Origin of the sequence: Paenibacillus sp. UNC496MF (genome assembly GCF_900113915.1) — a bacterium.
GTDB lineage: Bacteria > Bacillota > Bacilli > Paenibacillales > Paenibacillaceae > Paenibacillus_Z > Paenibacillus_Z artemisiicola.
Window position 1 is genome coordinate 163126 of sequence record NZ_FORE01000019.1, and the last position, 18489, is coordinate 181614.

The following is an 18489-nucleotide window of genomic DNA, read 5'->3' on the forward strand; positions in this document are numbered from 1 at the left end:
CTTATAGATTTCTGATCCCCCTCTCTCAAAATTTGATAGGCGGGAATTTGTCTCTTTTTCGGGTATCAAAAATTGACAGAGGGTGCCTTTCAGAAATTTATACGTTGGGTGTCAAATATTGAGATAGGGGGATCTGTTTTTTATAGGCAGCCTTTCAAATATTGAAACTTAGTTATATTTTCAACAATCCGAGCGCAGTGGTTAGTGCGTCAAACCCCAAATAGCACAACATAAGAAGAAGGACCGTTTCCGTTAAGGAAATGGTCCTTCTGGGTTAACAGGTGCGGTCTGGTTAGAAGTTTTCGATAATACTGTCCAGCTTACCTTGTGCGATCATTTTGCGGAACTTGCCCGCTAAGTCTGGCAATGGGTTTACGAAAATTTGAAGTGAGCCGTCGGCTGCAAGCATGATGTCAATTACGTCGAGATTACCTTTACCGCGTTGGCTAACTCCGGTAGGTAGATCGCCGAGTACGAGTGCTCCTAATGATGTCGGAGTCGATTGGAACGCATCTGTAAGCGCCGAGACGATCTCATCACGTATCGTCCCCGAGAGCACTCCATGAACGCTAACCGACCAACGTTGCAATGAGGCTAGGACGGTTTTATATTGGGGGTAAGTGAACGATTCGAGAGGCGATGTTGTGGTGAACCGAAGGTCAACTTCAACTTCCCAGGTTGGATCGGGAACAACAGGTAAACTCACGAAGCCACGAATGCGAAGTTTAAGGGTTCTTGGAACAGATGCCCAGAAGCCGTATGACCAATCTTCGACTCCAGCGGCATCGACGCCGTACAAGCCGGGCCGAATTTCGGCGGAGATTAAATTCAGGGTGACTTTCTTTGTTTTCATTTTACGATCAAAAGTTTTATAAATGGCGTCCCTTACCTGGGATTCAGAGATGACTGCAGCTGGCGCCACCTGAGCTTCGTTACCTTGCGCGAAAACCATTCCGTTCTCAAACTTGCTCCAGTGCATATCTGGGTTGTCTTCCGGAGGGTACAGTCCTGTCAGTGAATATTGATCTGTCACAGGGTAACCGAGCGGTCCGGTTTCCCATCCAATAGATGCCCACCGAAAGCGAACAGCCCCCCTTAGATAGAATGGTCCAGTTCGTGGTGTCCAGTAAATCGACGCGTTTTTTGCAAAATGGTTGAAACGCCCAATCCCATCGGGACATGCTGTTTCGTCGGTGGTTGGCAAACCTAGCAACACCGGGCCATTTACGCCATTATATTTATTGCGAATCTCGCCATGGACCTCATGAGCACCAGTCTCGGAAGAAAAGTAAATATCGCAGTCGGCGTACCGTTGTACGAAACCGTTGCCAGCATTGCGAAGTGAACCCTGGGGGTGACTCGCTATTTCGCCAAGCGCACTAGCTTTTTCGTCGATGGCTTTTCGTGCTTCTGTGAATCGATTGTGGAAGAGGGATACATCTAAGGGAAGGTGGACTGTCGGTAGATACTTTGAGGACAACACGATGTCGTTATCAAAGAATGTCTGTAGTTCAACATGCTCGTCGCCCTCCGGCAGATCACCGATGTCCGGCACCGGTCCAAGTTGAGTGATAATTTCCTTCAATGGTAGCCCAACCAGGGGACCTGCCATTGAAATGGCTTTGTTAACAAGGCCGTGCAGATTTTCGTCATTGGATTGTTCGGCGACGGCTTTGGCTAGACTAACGAAGTATTCATGGGTCTCAGCTGAATAAATCGGGGCCTCGAGGTCGGCGTTAAGCGCTTGCGCGGATAGTTCCCCAAACTTGCTGAGGCCTTTGACGAGACGCTCGTTAAGTTTAGGATCGTTGATGACAATTGAATCTACCGTATGACGAGCAGCGCTGCTTAACTCGGTTAAGAGTTGTATTGCTTGTGTGTATCCGTACTTCCCGCGCGCGGCATAAATGGAAGTCGTATTAATTGCACGACCGTCCGTTGCAGCGAAGTTCTGAACCGTACTTCCCGCGCAACCTCCTTCGGGTGGCTGGCCGTCAGAATGAACTTCTCCTCCTCCTTCTCTGCACAACTCTACATCCCTTGGTGTAGTCATCTTGTAGCCATCGAATTGCCCGCCAACGCAGTAATCTGCCATTTAACATTTCCTCCATCTCATTTAACTCCGAATGAGAAACACTTGAAACTCCAGCAGGCCGGCGATGCTGAATAAGTCATATTTTCAAATATCTGTCATTTCCTGTGACATCTAATTTGTATCATATACGATTCTTGCGGAGATATAGTACTTCAGATGCGAAATAGGAGACTGCGACAAAATAGACTGTAAGTCGAATCACCGAGGAAAAGAAGGATAATACCGATATAAATGGAGAAATTGACGGTTACAATACCATTTCAAGGCCAAGGGATGTCCCAAGTCCTGGCCAATCCGTTTCCGACTGTTAAAAGTTCGTATATTGTAAACAAAAAAGGAGCCGTATCGGCTCCTTAAACCTCGACTGTTTCCACTTGGATCTCTAAAATCGATTTGTCGATTTCGCGGATGAGTTCATTAATTGTTTTCATATAGCGTTCCACTAACCAGTCCGTCACCATCTCATGTGGAGTATAGATAGTTAAGACACTGGCGCGCTTGATTGCAAAGGTTTTCGCGAACCAGTTATCATAGGAAGGCTTAGATATCTTTTTTCTTATTTCAGATAAAACCGCCTGCCAGCGCACCTTGTCAGCTTCCAATTGCTCGCTTTCGAGGATCCGCCGTTTGAGTGCAGCCTCCTTATCCATCTCAAACAAGGAGAGCTGCCTTGTTTTACGTCGGACGTTCCCTTTTTCAATGAGATCATCATAAAGGCTGCTATAATCGACACTTGGATCGAGATCGAGTTCGTGTTCGCAGGTCGTTAAGAGCTTAGTTAAGTATTTTTCATGATCGACTTGCAGCACTTGAGGGAGCTGGTCGCATAGCTCTTGCGAAAGGAGCGGGACCTTCTTTCGTACCTTAAACAATGGGCTTTCGTTGGTATTGTTTAAGTCAGCGTTTTGGACGTTAAAATGATAAACGAAGCCATGATCCTCTAGGATGCTGAGATACTTTTTTACAGTGTTACGGCTCATTTTCATCTTATACGAGATGAGCTCGAGATTCGGCCAACAGAAGTCTCTTTCACCGTAGCAGTATCGCTTCAGGTGCGCATAGAGTGCGATCGCTTCTGCTCCAAGAATGTAACCCCAGTAGTCAAACATGTAGTTATTGATGATCGTCATATGGCCGTCGACATAAGGCACATTCTGACCATGCTTGTCCAATGAAAATTTGCGTATATCTTCTTCGTTAAAGTAGATCCGCTCCAGCTCTTCTTCAAAATAGGCTTGGGGCTTACCTTTGACCATTCGTGTCTTCGGGGTTCGGTTTCCCGTAGGACGTTCACGGTAGTAGAGGAGACGAGCAGAACCTTCCTTCAGGTTTTTCTTCTCTGACATAAAAAGTCTCCCTTGCGCCACCAAAAAGGCAATACTCAAGAGAGAGAAGAGGCTTTATTTTTCAAAAACGATATGCTAAAATGAAATCATACCGAGTTTGTGTAATAGAGCTTCTACTCCTGAACTATTCATTGTCTAAACGCTTGGCGGCCGGAAGACAATGAATATAACCTGGTAGGGGCTTTTTTTATTTGATTTGGAGGACATTCGGCCTTCTTTCGTGCTGTAGGAAGGCGAATCGTATACTAAAAAACACACATGAAATGTGTGCAATAAGTTAAAGGTCAGCAATCAACATCCGTAGAGGTTGACTTGACCCCGGCAGCACGCAAAAAGATTATAACCTACTTCTTTAATTTGGGTAAAGCGAAATATGGCGAATCATGGCGTTGTCAGGGATCTGGTCTTGGCATGCTGCATGCTAACATAGAATCAACCAATATGGCGTGTGTACGTAACAACCTCGCTGTAGGTTTTTACCTGAAGCGGGGATTTATATTTCAATAGAGGCACAAAGCTGTCGCAGGCATACTTTACCTATTTTCTGTCTAGTGCTATAATTCGGGTATTACAGCATCACTCGCTTTATTTTCTTCGTTGTTAGACTTTCGACGAGGATGGAGAAGCCTTAAGGCATTTAAAGTATGTAAATGGAAGCTCAGGGACTTACACTACACGTATGTCCTTTTTTGTTTCCATTCCATTGAAGACGCATTCGATTGTTGAATGCGTCTTTTTTGTTGGCCAGTTTAAAGCGGATGGTTTTTGCAGCACATGGGTAATTCGAAGAGAACAATGGAGGCATGTAGAATGGGGAACCCGGGACAAGAGCGAAACGGCTTTCCTTTCTTGGCGGGTGAGGAGGCCGAACACGTTAAACGTATCGCACTTGAGAAGAAGGCACTTGCACATTCGACAGTACAGTCGGTGTATCAATCGATGGCAAATGAATTCCATAAGCACATTCGGCTGCTTCCGCAAAAGGAAAAGGTGATGGACAAGCAGTATGCTCTTACTGCCGAACAAAGGCAGTTTGGTCTTTACTCCTACCATGGAAAAACGTATGTCGAAACATTGCGGCCGTATGTTGATGTGGAAGGCCGAATCGAGCAGATGATCGCTGTTCACAAAGCCCATGAAAAGAGGTACGTCATTCATACCTTTCCTGAGCAAATCGGTGAGCAGTGGGTCATGACATGTCAATTTGAAGGGTTGAATAAATAATATGGTCAGCCTTTTAAAACAATTGAGCGTTCCATCATTGGATTTGGCGCAACTTCGGGCGTAGATTCTACCAACCCGATAGAAAATGCTTCGACAAGCGCGGTTGGTCGCGCGCTTTCGCATGGGGGGTATGGAAATATTGGCGGAGGTCTCTCTTCGTACGAGGACATTTATATGACGGATGCCCGGCAGAGCGCTCATGAAAAGCTGAAGAACGAAGGCCGTCATTCCGATCCGGTCCAAGGGCAGCCATTTGGTCAAAACGGAACTCTTACTGACGAAGAAGGACAACCGCAAGGAAGCGAGCAACAGTCGCATGGAGGTAAACAATCTGCGTCGCATGGGAATTCCGATCGTTCGCAAAGCCAGAGCAACGGCAGCCGAGGCTCGTCTTCTTCGAACAATGGGTACCCAACCCAAGGACCTACCGGGCAGCATGAGAAGAATCGTCAGCGGGAGAAAAATAAATTTGTCAGCCGTTTTTTGAATAGCACCAAGAACTGGGATAAACAGGACTTGAAGAACAAGGTCCAGGCTGTTCTCCAAATTGCTTCTTGGGACGGCAAGTTTACGTCATTCTCTCTTGATCAATTGCAGCTCCTTGAGGAGCGCATGGGCACGATTTTTCAAGCATCATAAGAAAAGGAGTTGGGGCATGAAGCTACGCAGAATAAAGCACGAGGGATGGTACGAGCTCCAGTCCCCATGTCCCATTTGTGGACATAAAGGCTGGTGCCGGATAAACCGCGAGCAAACAGTTGTTTATTGTATGAGGGTGCCAAGTGATGATTATTTCGATTCCATTATTGGCCGTCAATTCCGGCATGTTCTAGATCCCAATGCCGTACCAAAAATAAAGGTTGAAATTCACGTGAATAAGGCTGTCGATAAGAAGCCCGATCATCACCTCAACCGCGTTTATCGTGCCTTACTGAAGGAGCTCTCATTATCCCCTGAGCATTACTCCCATTTGATTCATGACCGCTTCCTTGAAGAGAAGGTTATACAGCTACGCGAGTATCGTACCATGCCCGATCAGGAACGTTATAAAATTGCCAAGAACGTCATTAGCCGACTGAGCGACAATAGCGATCTATTGGGGGTGCCGGGTTTTTTTTGTCAAGAAGGCCAATACGGCCCCTACTGGACGATGGCTGGCAGAATGGGTCTCATGATCCCGTTCCGTACCATCTCGAATGAGATTACCGGCTGGCAGATTAGGGTAGATAATCCGCCCCTGGAACTGGATATAAAGGGTGCCATGACGGGCGAAATTTTGGAGGAACTTCCGCGAGATCAAAGCGGGAAGCGTCGGGCGAAGTGTTCAATCATGGTTCAAGATAAGCCGTTGACTGTCGAGCTCACCGAGAAGAATAAAAAAGAGATTTCTTCAGCATCCGGCCATTTTGTCTTTAGCATGGAGATCAAGCAGGGACAACGATATTGGTGGTGGAGCAGCGGTTCAAAGGATAACGGCGCGTCCATTGGCGGCCCGCTTCCGGTACATCTCGCGTTGCCAAGCCCTTGTTTGAAATACTGGAACGTCGGGGATACCGCGGATACCATAGTCGATTGTTCGGAAGTCTGGGTAACAGAAGGGGCACTAAAAGCTGATAAGGCTGCGGACGGGTTAGTTAAACCGGTCTTTGGTATACCAGGCGCCGGTGCGTTCTCGCTATTGCTTGAACCGCTGAAGGCACTAGGTTGTAAGCATATTATCTTTGCTTATGACGCGGATGTTGTAACTACGAAGGAAGTTGAGATGGCCCTCGGGCAGTGCGTTGAGTATTTCGCAAAGGAAACCGAAATGCAGCTCAGCCTTGCTATGTGGGACATTTCGCTCGGAAAAGGCATTGACGACTTGCTAGACCATGGGTATCTGCCGCAAGTGTCCACGCTTCTAAGGTGAGTAAAAGATTATTAATGGGAATTGTAGGAAACTGATGCCCACCTTTTAGGTTTGTTAAACGTTTCCCAAGGTTCCAATGGCTGAAGCGGGTAGGCATGGCGTATGCGCCAAGGTGTAGATAATATCGGAAGGGCAAATTTCGTATCGCATCGGGTAGAAGTTAAGCCCGAGGCCTGTGATCTCGGGAATTTCTGCAATGGCACTTCCAGATCTCTTGAATCAGTGGACGGCATATGTATACCTCCAATCGTAAGTTCCAAAACTGAGATTAAGCAGGGAATTATGTTATAATTCGGGTATTAGCACGGGAATAAAGTTGTTCATGGACTTGATTTTACTTCAGACATACGGCAATCGATCGAACAATTCGATACGGATATAATCAACAGATAATGAATCCGAAGGAGGTGGATCCCGGTGTCGAATCCGGATGAGAAGAAGCTGAACACCTATCAAGACTGGTTGTCGTGGGACGGAGTATGGGAACTAATTAACGGTAAAGCCTACAATATGTCGCCTGCTCCAAACGCGCTGCATCAGTTCATCGTTGGAGAACTGCATTTCGCGCTGCGAACGTATTTTCAGAATCAGAGCTGTTATGTGTTCGTTGCGCCGTTTGATGTGTTCTTCAGCGAAAGTGACCAATATGATACTCCCGAACATGTGACGCAGCCGGATTTGTCTGTCGTCTGCTCTAAGAGTCAGATTTCGAAGAATGGCTGCCACGGGGCGCCAACAATGATTATCGAAGTGTTGTCGCCATCAACAGCGCTAAAGGATTTTAATGAGAAGTTCAATCTTTATCAGAAATACGGAGTCCAAGAATATTGGATCGTCGATCCCGGCAATCGCACCGTCCATGTGTATGCGCTACAGGATGGATTGTATCAAGTGCGGAAATTATATACGGAACAGGATAACGTGCAGTCGAACGTGTTTAAGGAGTTGCAGATTCCTCTCTGTAAGCTGTTCAGTCTGGAGACTTAATTTAATTAAGCCGATTCCTACAGGAGTCGGTTTTTTAATGCTCCGAATTAAGCACCTTGGCGATACAAAGCTCAATTCGTTTATGATGTGCTGATCATTGCTCTTACGGACAGGATAGCGCAACTTTAGCTTTATCCATTGCGTATTAGATGTGGATATATTTGTAAATCGAACGAGAGAGCTAGTACATTTTAGCTTAAGAAGTAGCTTGTTCATGCTATTACCTGTGGCATATGTGTATTACAGATCAGTTTTGTTAGGAGGCATTTCCCTAGATGCAATTCACAAGACAAAAACAACACATATTAAGATAAGGAGTGGTCGTTTTGAAGAAGCTGATTTGTGCAGTTGTTGTGTTGAGCGTGATGATTTTTGCAGCATCCGCTAACGCCGCTGAACCGGTGAAAATACTCATGAAAAATCAAATCGATGGCGCACCGATTGCGATTTCCTCCGATGTAAGTCCCGATATCAAGAAGAATCGAACAATGTTACCTCTGCGCGTTATCAGTGAAAACTTGGGAGCAACAGTCGACTGGTCGACTTCGGAAGTCGTGCTCACTAAGAGTGATGTAGAGGTAATATTACAACTGAATAGCAATAAAGTAGTGAAAAACGGTAAGGCGATGCAGTTTGATGTCGAACCCTATCTGAAGAATAATCGTGTGATGGTTCCACTTCGTTTTATTGCAGAAACATTTGGTTGCAATGTAGGTTACAGCAATTCTGCAGTAACTGTCGAAACCAAACCATTAGTCATCGATGGTGTAAAGGTGAAAGCAGTGCAAGAAGAATACTATCTGACTTTTGGCGAAGTAGTAAATCAAATCACCGGTAATACATATAACGAAGCGATATATAATATTTTTGTTGAAAACAAAGGGATGAAGGTCGAAGCACCTTCTAACTACGCCGATAACGTAAACCTCGTGACAACTGGCGACTACTATAAAGGTGGACAATTTGACTTTCTTGACCAGGAAGGGAAGAGCATAAAACGTTTTGATGTTTATACCTTAGTTCAATCAACGACTGCTAATGACGCCCCCGAGACTTTAATTTATGAAGCGAATGAAAACCAATGGTTTAGGTTTAACTACAAAGCACTTCTGGATATTTTGGGGTTAATTGATATTGCCTCAAAGAACGGTTTTTTTAAGGAGATCAGCAATACAGCTCCGTAAAAAGGTACGATAGCTCAATGTGTTGTGTACGATAGCAACTCCGCCTTAAACTTGAAAGGGAATCGAATTTACGGCGTCCAGCTATGAGGAATTTTTAACTGATAAAAATGTCGTCAAGGGTAAATGAGATTGAACTCCCTCAGTACGATTTAGTTTTCTCACGAATACTCGCTTATTCGCAGGATTTCACCCTTGCCAGAAATGCAGAAAGATAGTAAGAGAACCTTTGTTGCGGACCAGGACATCATGAAGGCGTGAGGAAATAGAGGGGGAGGCTGCTACCCCATAACCTTCCATATAATGCACGCATTCTCCACGCCGCCCCTGGAGGTTTTCACTCCCATGTCTCAACGGGTCTTAGCCCTCTCATTCCTTCGTTACGCCTGTCCAAGGGGTGGAGGCCGGTCTTGCTAACGGTACGGGTCGGTGCCCTTTGATTCAATCGTATCCGGTACTCCGTGCTTTCTTTTGAAATCCCGCGAATAAGCCAAAATTCGTACGACGAAACGGTAAGTTTGCTTTTAAGCCGCTAGCGGAAGAGGCAACGTTTTTTGAGGGTTGTAGGCTTCGCGCCTGCGAGCCATTCCAACGAGAATTCGAGCTAATTTGCCGCATAACTTCATAAGCGACCTCATTTTCTTCATCTTCCTCACCTGAACATTGTGCGTATGCATCGCCTTAAATTCGGGATTATTTGCAACCAAGCTCATGGCCATCATGAAGATGAATCGGCGTAGGCGAGATCGTCCGCGTTTACTAATCTTCATCTGCCCGGTCCATTTGCCTGAGCTTGCTTCGGCAAGGTTGAGACCAGCATGACGCAGTAGGGCGTTGCCATGAACAAAGCTGCTTAAATCACCGGCTTCGCCAAGAATACCAGCGAGTGAAATGGCACTAATTCCTTTGATAGCAAGCATGGATTTAGCAAAAGGAATGCGATCCAATACAGCAATAATCTCCGCTTCGACTGTTTTGAGCTGCTGACAGGCAAGGTCGTGCTCATCAAGCAATTGCTGCAAGTGAAGCTTGTAAGCTTGTATGGCTTGTTTTGAGCCAACGGAGCTGCTGGCTAGCGCGATAAGAGCGCGAGCTTTACGCTCACCAGAATGACGCTTCATTAACGATTTCCAGCCTTCAATGATATCTTTAGGCTGCTGTTTACAAAGCTCTTCAGGTATAGGGAAAAGGCGCAGTGTAGCCAGCGCACCGGTACACATCAGGCTCTTAAAGACCTGACGCAGTTCCGGGAAGACAACGTCAACCCAGCGATGGATTTGGTTCTTTGCACTCACAAGTCTCGTCACAACAGATTCGCGGTTTGAGAGATACACACGCAGCTCTTCAAAAGCCTCAGGTGTGTTTCGAACGAAAGAGTAATAACCGTTTTTGACCATGTCTGCAATGACAAGAGCATCCTTTTTGTCGCTCTTAGATGGCGTATTATCTCGGTTTTCCTTGTTCTTTTTCACGAGATGAGGGTTAACGAGAACGACTTCGAATTGACGCTCAGCAAGCCACCTTGAGACGTTAAGCCAGTAATGACCGGTAGGTTCCATGCCCACGATAGCGGTGCTAAGGCTGTGTGCTGCTTGCAACGAATGGATCCAACGAAGAAGATTTTGAAATCCATCTTCATCGTTCGTGAAGGAGAGTGGATGACCGATGACGATCCCTCGAAAGTTAACTGCACGTGCGACATGCAATTGCTGAGCGATGTCGATCCCGATGACGAGATGCTGAGCGGTAATTTTTTCAATGAGTTGATTTTGTTTGTCCTGCGATTTAAACTTCATAGTAGAGCGTCCTCCTGGATGATGGGATTTAAGGGCTATGACCCGTTGCGTACTCCCATCGTACCGAGGCGCTTTTCTTTTTTCAAAGACGAAATTAATCCATCTACAGGAATGCTAACGGGACACGATAGTTGAATGGAGACGCAGCGGCAGCCGGCCTCACGGAATGCCTACTACGATAGGATTCTGGGGAAAGTTGATTGATACTGGGCATTACTAAGAAGTGCCAAAACTAATGGGACACGATATCTCAGTCATGACACGACGGCAGCCGGCTGCAGATCGATCGGCTGCCGTCGTTGCGCTAACGGGCAGCAGGATAGTTTAATCGCTTAGCGAATAATTCGTATTATCAAGGCGGAGGGACTGAGGGCAGAGAATGAATCTCAAAGGCTACACCTGTAGTTGTTGTGGCAACTATCACGATGAACTTCCAATGAGTTATGGATATATGGCTCCCGCGTATTACTTCTTTGCTGAACCAAAAGAACGAGAGAGCAGGTTTGAACTGAGTGAAGAGTTATGTGTAATGGATAATGAACATTATTTTATCCGCGGGTGCGTGGAAATGCCGATAAATGGCATGGATGAAGTGTTTATTTGGGGTGTTTGGGTTTCGTTAAGCGAAACGAATTATTGGAAAGTAAAGGAACATGGTAATGATTCAGCATTAATAGATCCTATGTTTGGATGGTTTTCAACGCAATTGCCTAGCTATCCAGAAACACTAAACTTAAAGGCGAAAGTGATTCATCGCGCGGATGGCCTTCGGCCGTTTATTGAGCTCGAACCGACCGATCATCCGTTCGCTGTGGAACAAAGAGATGGAATTTCAATTGAACGTGTGCAACAAATAGCTGAACAGCTATGTCTCATTAACAAGAGCGAAGATTCATTACGCTAACGGGACACGCTACTTGAATCAATAAGACTTAAAACCTTCTATTAGAAGCACACTAGTATTAATTACTCTAATAGGGGGTTTTATTATGAATTTAAGCGAACTTTGGCATCATTATGAGGCAGATAAGCGAATCCAAGGGTTTAGTCCAAATACATTGAAAGCCTATTCTCTGCAGCTCAAGATGCTGATTACGGAACTTGGGGATCTAGAAATCACTGAAATAACTCTGAACGTGCTTAAGGGATACCTAGCTAAGCAGTCCGATCGATTAAAGCCTAGCAGTCTAGGGCATCGGATTCGTTTTGTGCGTTCCCTCTTCCGTTTTGCATATGAAGAAACCTATCTACCCACCAACCCTTCACTCAAACTGCGTGAGCCCAAGATGGATAAGCGAATTCCTAAGTTTTTGATGGAGGAAGATGTTATCCATATGAAGATATCCTGTCAGACGTCAAGGGAAAAGGCGCTACTCGAGTTTCTCTACAGCACGGGCTGCCGTATTGGGGAGGTCGAGAAGATAAACATTGAGGATCTTAATTGGGAGAACTGCTCCGCCATTGTAAATGGGAAGGGTTCAAAGCAGAGAGAAGTTTACTTCACTACTGAGTGTAAAGTATGGTTGAGGAAGTACTTGGCCAGCCGTAAAGATTCATGTCGTGCTTTATTTGTAACGGACACAAATCCGGTTAAACGTATGGCCATTCCGTCGCTCAGGTGGGCAATAAAGCGGCTAGCAGTTCGCGGAGTGATCGAGGCAAACGTGTACCCTCATCGTTTTCGTCATACTTATGCATGCCAGCTGCTGGATAACGGGGCACCGTTAGATTTTATTCAAGGCATGTTGGGGCATGAAAAAGCATCGACCACACAAATTTATGCGCAGCTCCGCGGAGAGCGTAGAAGAGAACTTTATCGCCGATTTTTTTAGTATACGTTAGCTGCAAATTCTCCCCATGTGAATGGCGACTATTCAACTAAAGGGCAGGATAGTTCCAATATGTGGTATTATTTGGTTGATGGAGTAAACTCAGGGGTGTGATGAGTCAGCGTCGACCGACAAAGGTAAGGATAGGGATTGAAGGCCTAAACGGGAGTGAACTATATTGAATGTGCAGCATTCCTATTTACGACAAATTCAGCTCAAGAGGCACCAAATACCCACTTATAATTGTTATCCCTTTGATTTGGCGGTCATTCGAAGCTTAAATACCCTTGATTTCCACCCCAAGGTAACCTATATAGTAGGTGAAAATGGGATGGGCAAATCAACACTGATGGAGTCCATTGCTGTCGCATGGGGATTTAACCCGGAGGGTGGTACGATCAACTTTTCCTTCTCGAGTCAGGCTACCCACTCGAGCTTATACGAATATATACAATTGATCAGAGGTCCGCGACGCCCGAAGGATGGCTTCTTCTTCCGGGCAGAAAGCTATTATAATTTCGCCACGACGATCGATGAGTTGGACAGCCAACCTTCATTGGGTCGCCCTATTAAAGATTCGTACGGTGGTAAGTCCTTGCATGAGCAATCGCACGGAGAGTCGTTCTTTTCCACTTTCATTCATCGGTTCGGGGAGAATGGCTTATATATACTGGATGAGCCTGAGGCTGCATTGTCTCCCCTTCGCCAAATGGCGATGCTGACACGAATCCATGAACTTGTTTTGCAAAACTCTCAATTTATTATTGCGACCCATTCCCCGATCCTTATGGCATATCCAGATTCGATTATTTACAATCTAAAGCCGGATGGTATCGAGGTCCAAGTATTGGAGGAAACCGACCATTTTATGATTATGAAAGAGTTTGTTAATAACAAGGATAGGATGCTCAGGGAGTTACTCGAAGAAGCACAAGATTAATTCCACTGCTATCCCTATGGAACCCTACAGCTCAAAAGAGGTCATTTTAGACGAAGAGATTTCTTATCAAGACTAAGCTATAGGGACACGTTAGTTCAGAGCAATCAGGAGTAGTTTGCCGCAGTGGCAGCTGCTCCTTTTTGCGTAACGGGCAGAATAGTCCCATAAACCCATTGATAACTAACCCCCGGATGGTAAAGTTTAGGAGAGAAAAGGATGAAGGCGTTTGTGTAGAAGCAGGTGGAGATAATTCGGTGGAGAGGCCGTCCGAGGGGAACGAGCGCTATCTTCTTTCCCAACTGTTTGTCCAAAGTCCAAGATATTTTAGGATGTGAGGTGGTTGCCAAGTTATGCTCGAAAGATCGGTTTGGACGCGTCTGAATAAAAGGAGGAGCGGATTATGAAGGTAAATCGATCTCTACGATTCATGGTCATCATCTGTTTGCTTTTTGGTCTTATATCTGTATCCAACATAGCGGCCGCTGCGGAAATTCCGGTGCAACAGGTTGATGGTGGACGATTTCATTCTATCGTTCTTCAAAGTGACGGTACCGTATGGTCATGGGGAAATAATTGGGAAGGCCAGCTTGGCGATGGAACTAAGGAAGGCCGTGTTACTCCCGTTCAGGTCAAGAGCCTTACAGATGTGATCGAAGTAGCTGCAGGTAATTGGTATAGTTTGGCCCTCAAGAGCGATGGAACTGTCTGGGCGTGGGGGGACAATACCTATGGCCAACTCGGTGATGGGAGTACGATAGACCGGAATACACCCGTACAAGTACAGAGTCTCGATTCGGTAGTCGCGATCGCTGCGGGCAGTGATCATAATTTGGCTCTCAAAAGCGATGGAACCGTTTGGGCATGGGGTAGCAACTACGAGGGCCAGCTTGGCGACTGGACTGGTATAGACCATCATACCCCCGTTAAAGTGATCGAGACAGATTCGATAGGCCAAAAACTCGATTCGGTAGTCGCGATCGCTGCGGGCAATCAACTTAGTTTGGTACTCAAACAGGACGGAACCGTCTGGGCATGGGGATCCAATGGTTCAGGCCAGATTGGCACCGGTAACTTATATGAATCGATGAGTCTTACTCAAGTACCTAATCTCAAATCGGTGAGTACCGTCGCTGCCGGGTTTTTTCAATGTCTGGCACTCAAGAACGACGGGACCGTCTGGGAATGGGGGGGAGGTCAAAAATCAGAATCGGACGGATCATATGCATACGTAGCAGATCCGCCGTTTCAGGTGCATAGTCTCAATTCAGTAGCTGCCATCGCTACTGCAGCTGATCATAATGTAGCCCTTAAAGAAGACGGAACCGTTTGGGAATGGGGATATGACCAACAATTGGGCAACGAGAGCGCAGACCCTCCGGTTCAGGTGCAGGGTCTCGGTTCGATAGTCTCCATCGCTACCGGAGATCGCCATAATCTTGCCCTCAAAAGCGATGGGACCCTATGGGCATGGGGAGATAATGAATATGGCCAACTAGGTGACGGAACAACATCAGAACGTGATGTGCCTGTTGATGTACCTGTTCAGGTTCATTTGAACCATACGGACTCTTTCCATCTTTCCGATTCCAAATCTAATGAATCCGGCGGGTCCCATAATGAGTATTCGTTATATTATGGGTACATTTCGTCCCCGGGACTAGAGCTGAGTGGATCTTGGAGTCCTCCTGAGGGCTCCCGCGCAATCGTTACGGTCTCCATGATTTCCCCGGCGGGATTAGATTATAACCTTAGTCTGGCAACGGTTGGCGGCGGTAATCGATCGCCGGCAGAAACGGGGGAATACCCGGATGGTACAGAGTTCAGCAAAGTAGAGGTTCCCGAAGGGTATGCAGCCGAGTGGAAGGTGAAGGGACAATCGGGTAACGATTATAGTCAGGATGAGAAAGTGTTAGTTTATGTGGCCATCCAATATGTCAATTACTGAACCGATGGCGGAGCTTGCCCGCGGCCTTTTCAGTTCTCCAAGCGTTGGCGTTTTTGTAATCCCAAGACTTTATTGATTGCGCTAACGGGACACGATAGCTCAATCATGACACGACGGCAGCCGGCCTCAGAACGATCGGCTGCCGTCGTTGCGCTAACGGGCAGGATAGTAGTATTTCCCCTTCCTATGGCATGAAAAAATGGGTAATATTAACGTGAGTTGAAAGGGGATATGTCTATGGCTCGTTTTATCATGTATTCTTCTTGGATTGTAGTTCTACTTATAGAAGTGTTCTATTTGTAATACCATTCATAGGGTACATGATTTTGACGAAACCTTATTTGGCGTCGTAATTATTGTAATTACATTAGTTGTTGGGACAGTGGGTACACTAGTTACTCGAAATAGATGGATTGAATAACTCAAGTTTTGAAATATGACCGATTTAGGCGGAATCATCACGGGAGTTTTAAAGAGTTTAAAGAGTCGGCCAGGAAAAATGCTTAATAGGATCAGGAAGGAGCAGTTCTTTGACTGAAGGTGAAGAATACCTTAGGATGTACCCGCAATTAAGGAAATGGATTAATCAGTGCAATGCTTGTCAGGATACTGGATATAAGCCTGAATTGCCGAAAGAACTTTCAACCTACGGCGGTGAAACATCTGCTGCAGCAAGCAATCTAAGAAAGTTTTTTAAGCCACTGTCATTAAATGAAATTGGTCTTTGTGATATTTGTGAGAGATTAATTTGAACCACAGGTTATGTTTATGGGACACATCTCACGGGACACGATAGCTCAATTAAGACACGACGGCAGCCGGCCTCAGAACGATCGGCTGCCGTCGTTGCGCTAACGGGCAGATTAGTTCCAATATGTAGTATTATGAATGCGGGATGATCCCATAAGGAGGATATAACATGGATGCGTTCTATAAACATCTGCCTTACCAGCTGAGTGAAAATGAATTACGGAAGTTATTTTATAATTTATTGGATACAGTAGGTCGTTATCATCAAGACGGTGGTATTGAAGAAAAAAAGTTAGCAGAGGGAGTTATTAACCTACTTCAAGGACAAATAGATGCGATTCGTAACCAAAAATTACAGATAGATGCGCTCCAACGTTACGTCCATATTGTGTTTAGCCTCTCTGATGAAGGTCCGCTATTACAATCTCTCTATGGAATCGGGAAACGGGAAGTGTGCCAGGTTTTAGCATTTAATGATGTGTTTTCAGTCGGGCCAATATCTGACTTGGATACAACAACTGGGCAGCAGAAAAGAAATCTTTGGATGATGGAACACGATCGTGATTACTCTTATCATCAACAGTCGAACCAAGAACATCAGCTTGAGAATATGATAACAGCAATAAGAAGCATTCCGGATAATAAGAATATCGTCATTTGGTACGCGGATAACCCCCATGATCAAACAGGCTTACGTTTCGTAGTACATTTGTTAAGAAAAAGAGAACAGCCGATTAATGTCGTAAATGTGACGGAGCTATTTAACGCTACAAGAATGCAAAACGCAGATGAGATTACTCCATACGCAGGGGGGTTAATCGACCGAGAACATTACCAGGCAATTGTAAAAAATTATTATGAAGGTATCCCTCTTAAACAAGATAAAAGAAGAAGGTACGAATCAGAATGGCTTATGCTCACGGGGCAAGATCATATGCTTCGTTTGTGGGAAGAAGGTACAGTTAGAGGCAGTGATGAGAATGCCCTAGATGCGGTGATTGTAAGGTCGGTTATAGAACTGGAACACAAGCAAGATGAGCATGGATTTATCAAGGCCGGAAGTGTCGTAAAAAGGGTTTTTGAAACATCGGAGCAACTCGTAGGAGATTCGTTTCTATCCTATCGAATCTGGATCTTAGTCAACCAAGGAATCTTGGCATTTAGAGGACTACCGGGAGCGCTGCATCAGTTTTCCGTTAAATTAGGCATCCATAGTTTAAGTCCCATATAGGGACACTGATAAAATGCAGGTTGATTTCCAATCTGAATTTCTGAAGCTAACGGACGATAAAAACTCTTTTGTCGGTGATTTTAACACGTATTGTATGAATATTTCAGGCACTATGAGTTACGTTTTAGCTGGAAAGACATTAAAAATTCCACAAAGACAAATCGAAATATTAGAGTTCTCATTCTTTAATTGGTTTCAACAATATAAGTTTATTGAGAATAGAATTAGTGATTACGTGGAACTTAGTTTGGAATACAATAGCTTTGAAGAAGCTCGGATACTGTTATTGAAGTATTTAAAAAACGAGAAATGTGATTCAACTAACGGGACACGATAGCTTAATCATATCACGACGGCAGCTGACCTGATTACAATCGGCTGTTGTCGTTGCGCTAACGGGCAGGATAGTAGGAATGTCTTAGAGAATTGAGAAGTTAAAGAGCCAGATAAGCACCCGATATTATTACTTTTTTTCGGATATCCTTGCAATTTCATCCGGTTGAAAATGATAGGCCTTCCCGCATATATGGCAAAAGATTTCGATTGAGCGGCCTGCTGCGTAGGCATCAGTCAGCTCATCCTTCTCCAAAGCGCGCAGCATTGGAATCAACATTTCCTTGGAGCAGCCGCAGAACAATCGAACGGGTTCCTTGCCCACAGCTTGCATGTATTCAAAATTAGAGAAAAACAAATCGTTCTTGATACGATCGATTAGCTCGAGCGGTGCCCCCGGAAGCAATTGAGCCATGACGCCGCGGCTTCGAACGATGTCTTTCGATTGATCCATTTCGATAAGTAAAGAAAAAAAGGTGGGTGTTTGTTCGCTCTGCTGAAAATAATACGATAGGTCGTCGACGATATTTCCGTAAGGCATGTCTGTGATACCGGTAAACGTGCCATGCATGCCTATATCCTTGGTAATTTGAATACATCCTCTAGAGCCTATCAATTGCTCAATTGAGTTATGGTGCAGATACTCCGGAGATGCGTTTAATAATTCATCGCTGATGTAGCCCCTCACATTGCCCCAAGCATCGGCATCCGCGAAGATTTTGTAATCACGGTGGCTGGTTTTTATTTTCAAACTAATTCGTTGATTGTCCTTCAAAACTCCAGTAAGCAGGCTCGCAGCGGAGACAGTCCTACCCAATGCGATTCTCAGCATCGGGGGCATCGGACGCTGACTGCATGCTGCCCTGACGAGCTCCGTATTTTCAACAAAAAGAACTCGAGCTTGACTATGATAGGCTAGTGCT

At 45.4% G+C, this 18489-nt stretch carries 16 protein-coding genes and 1 pseudogene; 12 read left to right on the forward strand and 5 right to left on the reverse strand.

The features are described from left to right. Positions 1-292: 292 nt before the first annotated feature. Positions 293-2095: an LGFP repeat-containing protein gene (locus BMZ79_RS29760; protein WP_218154835.1), complete on the reverse strand. Its 1803-nt coding sequence runs from the start codon at positions 2093-2095 to the stop codon at positions 293-295. Positions 2096-2448: 353 nt separating this feature from the next. Beyond that, a complete protein-coding gene (locus BMZ79_RS29765; RefSeq protein WP_090647812.1) occupies positions 2449-3441 on the reverse strand; it encodes a helix-turn-helix domain-containing protein in 993 nt (330 codons plus the stop codon). A gap of 810 nt (positions 3442-4251) precedes the next feature. Between BMZ79_RS29765 and BMZ79_RS29770 the strand changes: the two genes are divergently transcribed. The 3 genes from BMZ79_RS29770 (at position 4252) to BMZ79_RS29780 (ending at position 6574) form a co-directional block, all read left to right on the forward strand. Further along, positions 4252-4665 carry a hypothetical protein gene (locus BMZ79_RS29770; RefSeq protein WP_090647814.1) on the forward strand — a complete coding sequence of 138 codons (414 nt, stop codon included), beginning with the start codon at positions 4252-4254 and terminating at the stop codon, positions 4663-4665. Positions 4666-4839: 174 nt separating this feature from the next. After that, the gene (locus BMZ79_RS29775) at positions 4840-5304 is read left to right on the forward strand and encodes a hypothetical protein (RefSeq protein WP_090647816.1); all 465 of its coding nucleotides are present in this window, start codon (positions 4840-4842) and stop codon (positions 5302-5304) included. Between the two features lie 16 nt (positions 5305-5320). Then, positions 5321-6574 (forward strand): toprim domain-containing protein, encoded by a 1254-nt coding sequence (locus BMZ79_RS29780; RefSeq protein ID WP_090647819.1) that lies wholly within the window; start codon positions 5321-5323, stop codon positions 6572-6574. Between the two features lie 60 nt (positions 6575-6634). On the opposite strand, the pseudogene BMZ79_RS33980 reads toward BMZ79_RS29780, so the two are convergent. Then, a pseudogene (locus BMZ79_RS33980) lies at positions 6635-6772 on the reverse strand (SpoVR family protein); the annotation flags it as partial. A 219-nt stretch (positions 6773-6991) separates the two neighbouring features. On the opposite strand from BMZ79_RS33980, the gene BMZ79_RS29785 reads away from it, so the two are divergent. Both BMZ79_RS29785 and BMZ79_RS29790 read left to right on the forward strand, forming a co-directional pair. Then, positions 6992-7561, forward strand: coding sequence for a Uma2 family endonuclease (locus BMZ79_RS29785; protein ID WP_090647821.1), 570 nt, complete (start codon positions 6992-6994; stop codon positions 7559-7561). Between the two features lie 317 nt (positions 7562-7878). Next, a complete protein-coding gene (locus tag BMZ79_RS29790; RefSeq protein WP_371263819.1) occupies positions 7879-8745 on the forward strand; it encodes a copper amine oxidase N-terminal domain-containing protein in 867 nt (288 codons plus the stop codon). 521 nt (positions 8746-9266) lie between these two features. Here the strand turns inward: BMZ79_RS29790 and BMZ79_RS29795 are convergent. After that, on the reverse strand, positions 9267-10538 hold the full coding sequence (locus BMZ79_RS29795; protein ID WP_090647824.1) for an IS110 family RNA-guided transposase: 1272 nt from the start codon (positions 10536-10538) through the stop codon (positions 9267-9269). A 379-nt stretch (positions 10539-10917) separates the two neighbouring features. Here BMZ79_RS29795 and BMZ79_RS29800 point away from each other — a divergent pair, with 379 nt between their 5' ends. From BMZ79_RS29800 to BMZ79_RS35730, 7 genes are all read left to right on the forward strand, one after another. After that, the gene (locus tag BMZ79_RS29800; protein WP_090647827.1) at positions 10918-11442 is read left to right on the forward strand and encodes a DUF2199 domain-containing protein; all 525 of its coding nucleotides are present in this window, start codon (positions 10918-10920) and stop codon (positions 11440-11442) included. A gap of 85 nt (positions 11443-11527) precedes the next feature. Further along, the gene (locus BMZ79_RS29805) at positions 11528-12370 is read left to right on the forward strand and encodes a tyrosine-type recombinase/integrase (RefSeq protein ID WP_090647829.1); all 843 of its coding nucleotides are present in this window, start codon (positions 11528-11530) and stop codon (positions 12368-12370) included. Positions 12371-12551: 181 nt separating this feature from the next. Then, positions 12552-13307, forward strand: a complete 756-nt coding sequence (locus tag BMZ79_RS29810) for an AAA family ATPase (protein ID WP_371263820.1) — start codon at positions 12552-12554, stop codon at positions 13305-13307. A 400-nt stretch (positions 13308-13707) separates the two neighbouring features. Continuing rightward, positions 13708-15252: an RCC1 domain-containing protein gene (locus BMZ79_RS29815; protein ID WP_090647835.1), complete on the forward strand. Its 1545-nt coding sequence runs from the start codon at positions 13708-13710 to the stop codon at positions 15250-15252. Between the two features lie 530 nt (positions 15253-15782). After that, on the forward strand, positions 15783-16004 hold the full coding sequence (locus BMZ79_RS33985) for a hypothetical protein (RefSeq protein WP_143089166.1): 222 nt from the start codon (positions 15783-15785) through the stop codon (positions 16002-16004). Positions 16005-16171: 167 nt separating this feature from the next. Further along, positions 16172-17233, forward strand: coding sequence for a DUF1835 domain-containing protein (locus tag BMZ79_RS29820; protein WP_090647838.1), 1062 nt, complete (start codon positions 16172-16174; stop codon positions 17231-17233). A 13-nt stretch (positions 17234-17246) separates the two neighbouring features. After that, the gene (locus BMZ79_RS35730) at positions 17247-17570 is read left to right on the forward strand and encodes a YxiJ family protein (RefSeq protein ID WP_090647840.1); all 324 of its coding nucleotides are present in this window, start codon (positions 17247-17249) and stop codon (positions 17568-17570) included. Positions 17571-17696: 126 nt separating this feature from the next. On the opposite strand, the gene BMZ79_RS29830 is transcribed toward BMZ79_RS35730, so the two are convergent. Beyond that, the coding region (locus tag BMZ79_RS29830) for an Hsp33 family molecular chaperone HslO (protein WP_143089167.1) at positions 17697-18489 on the reverse strand (793 nt) is incomplete at its 5' end.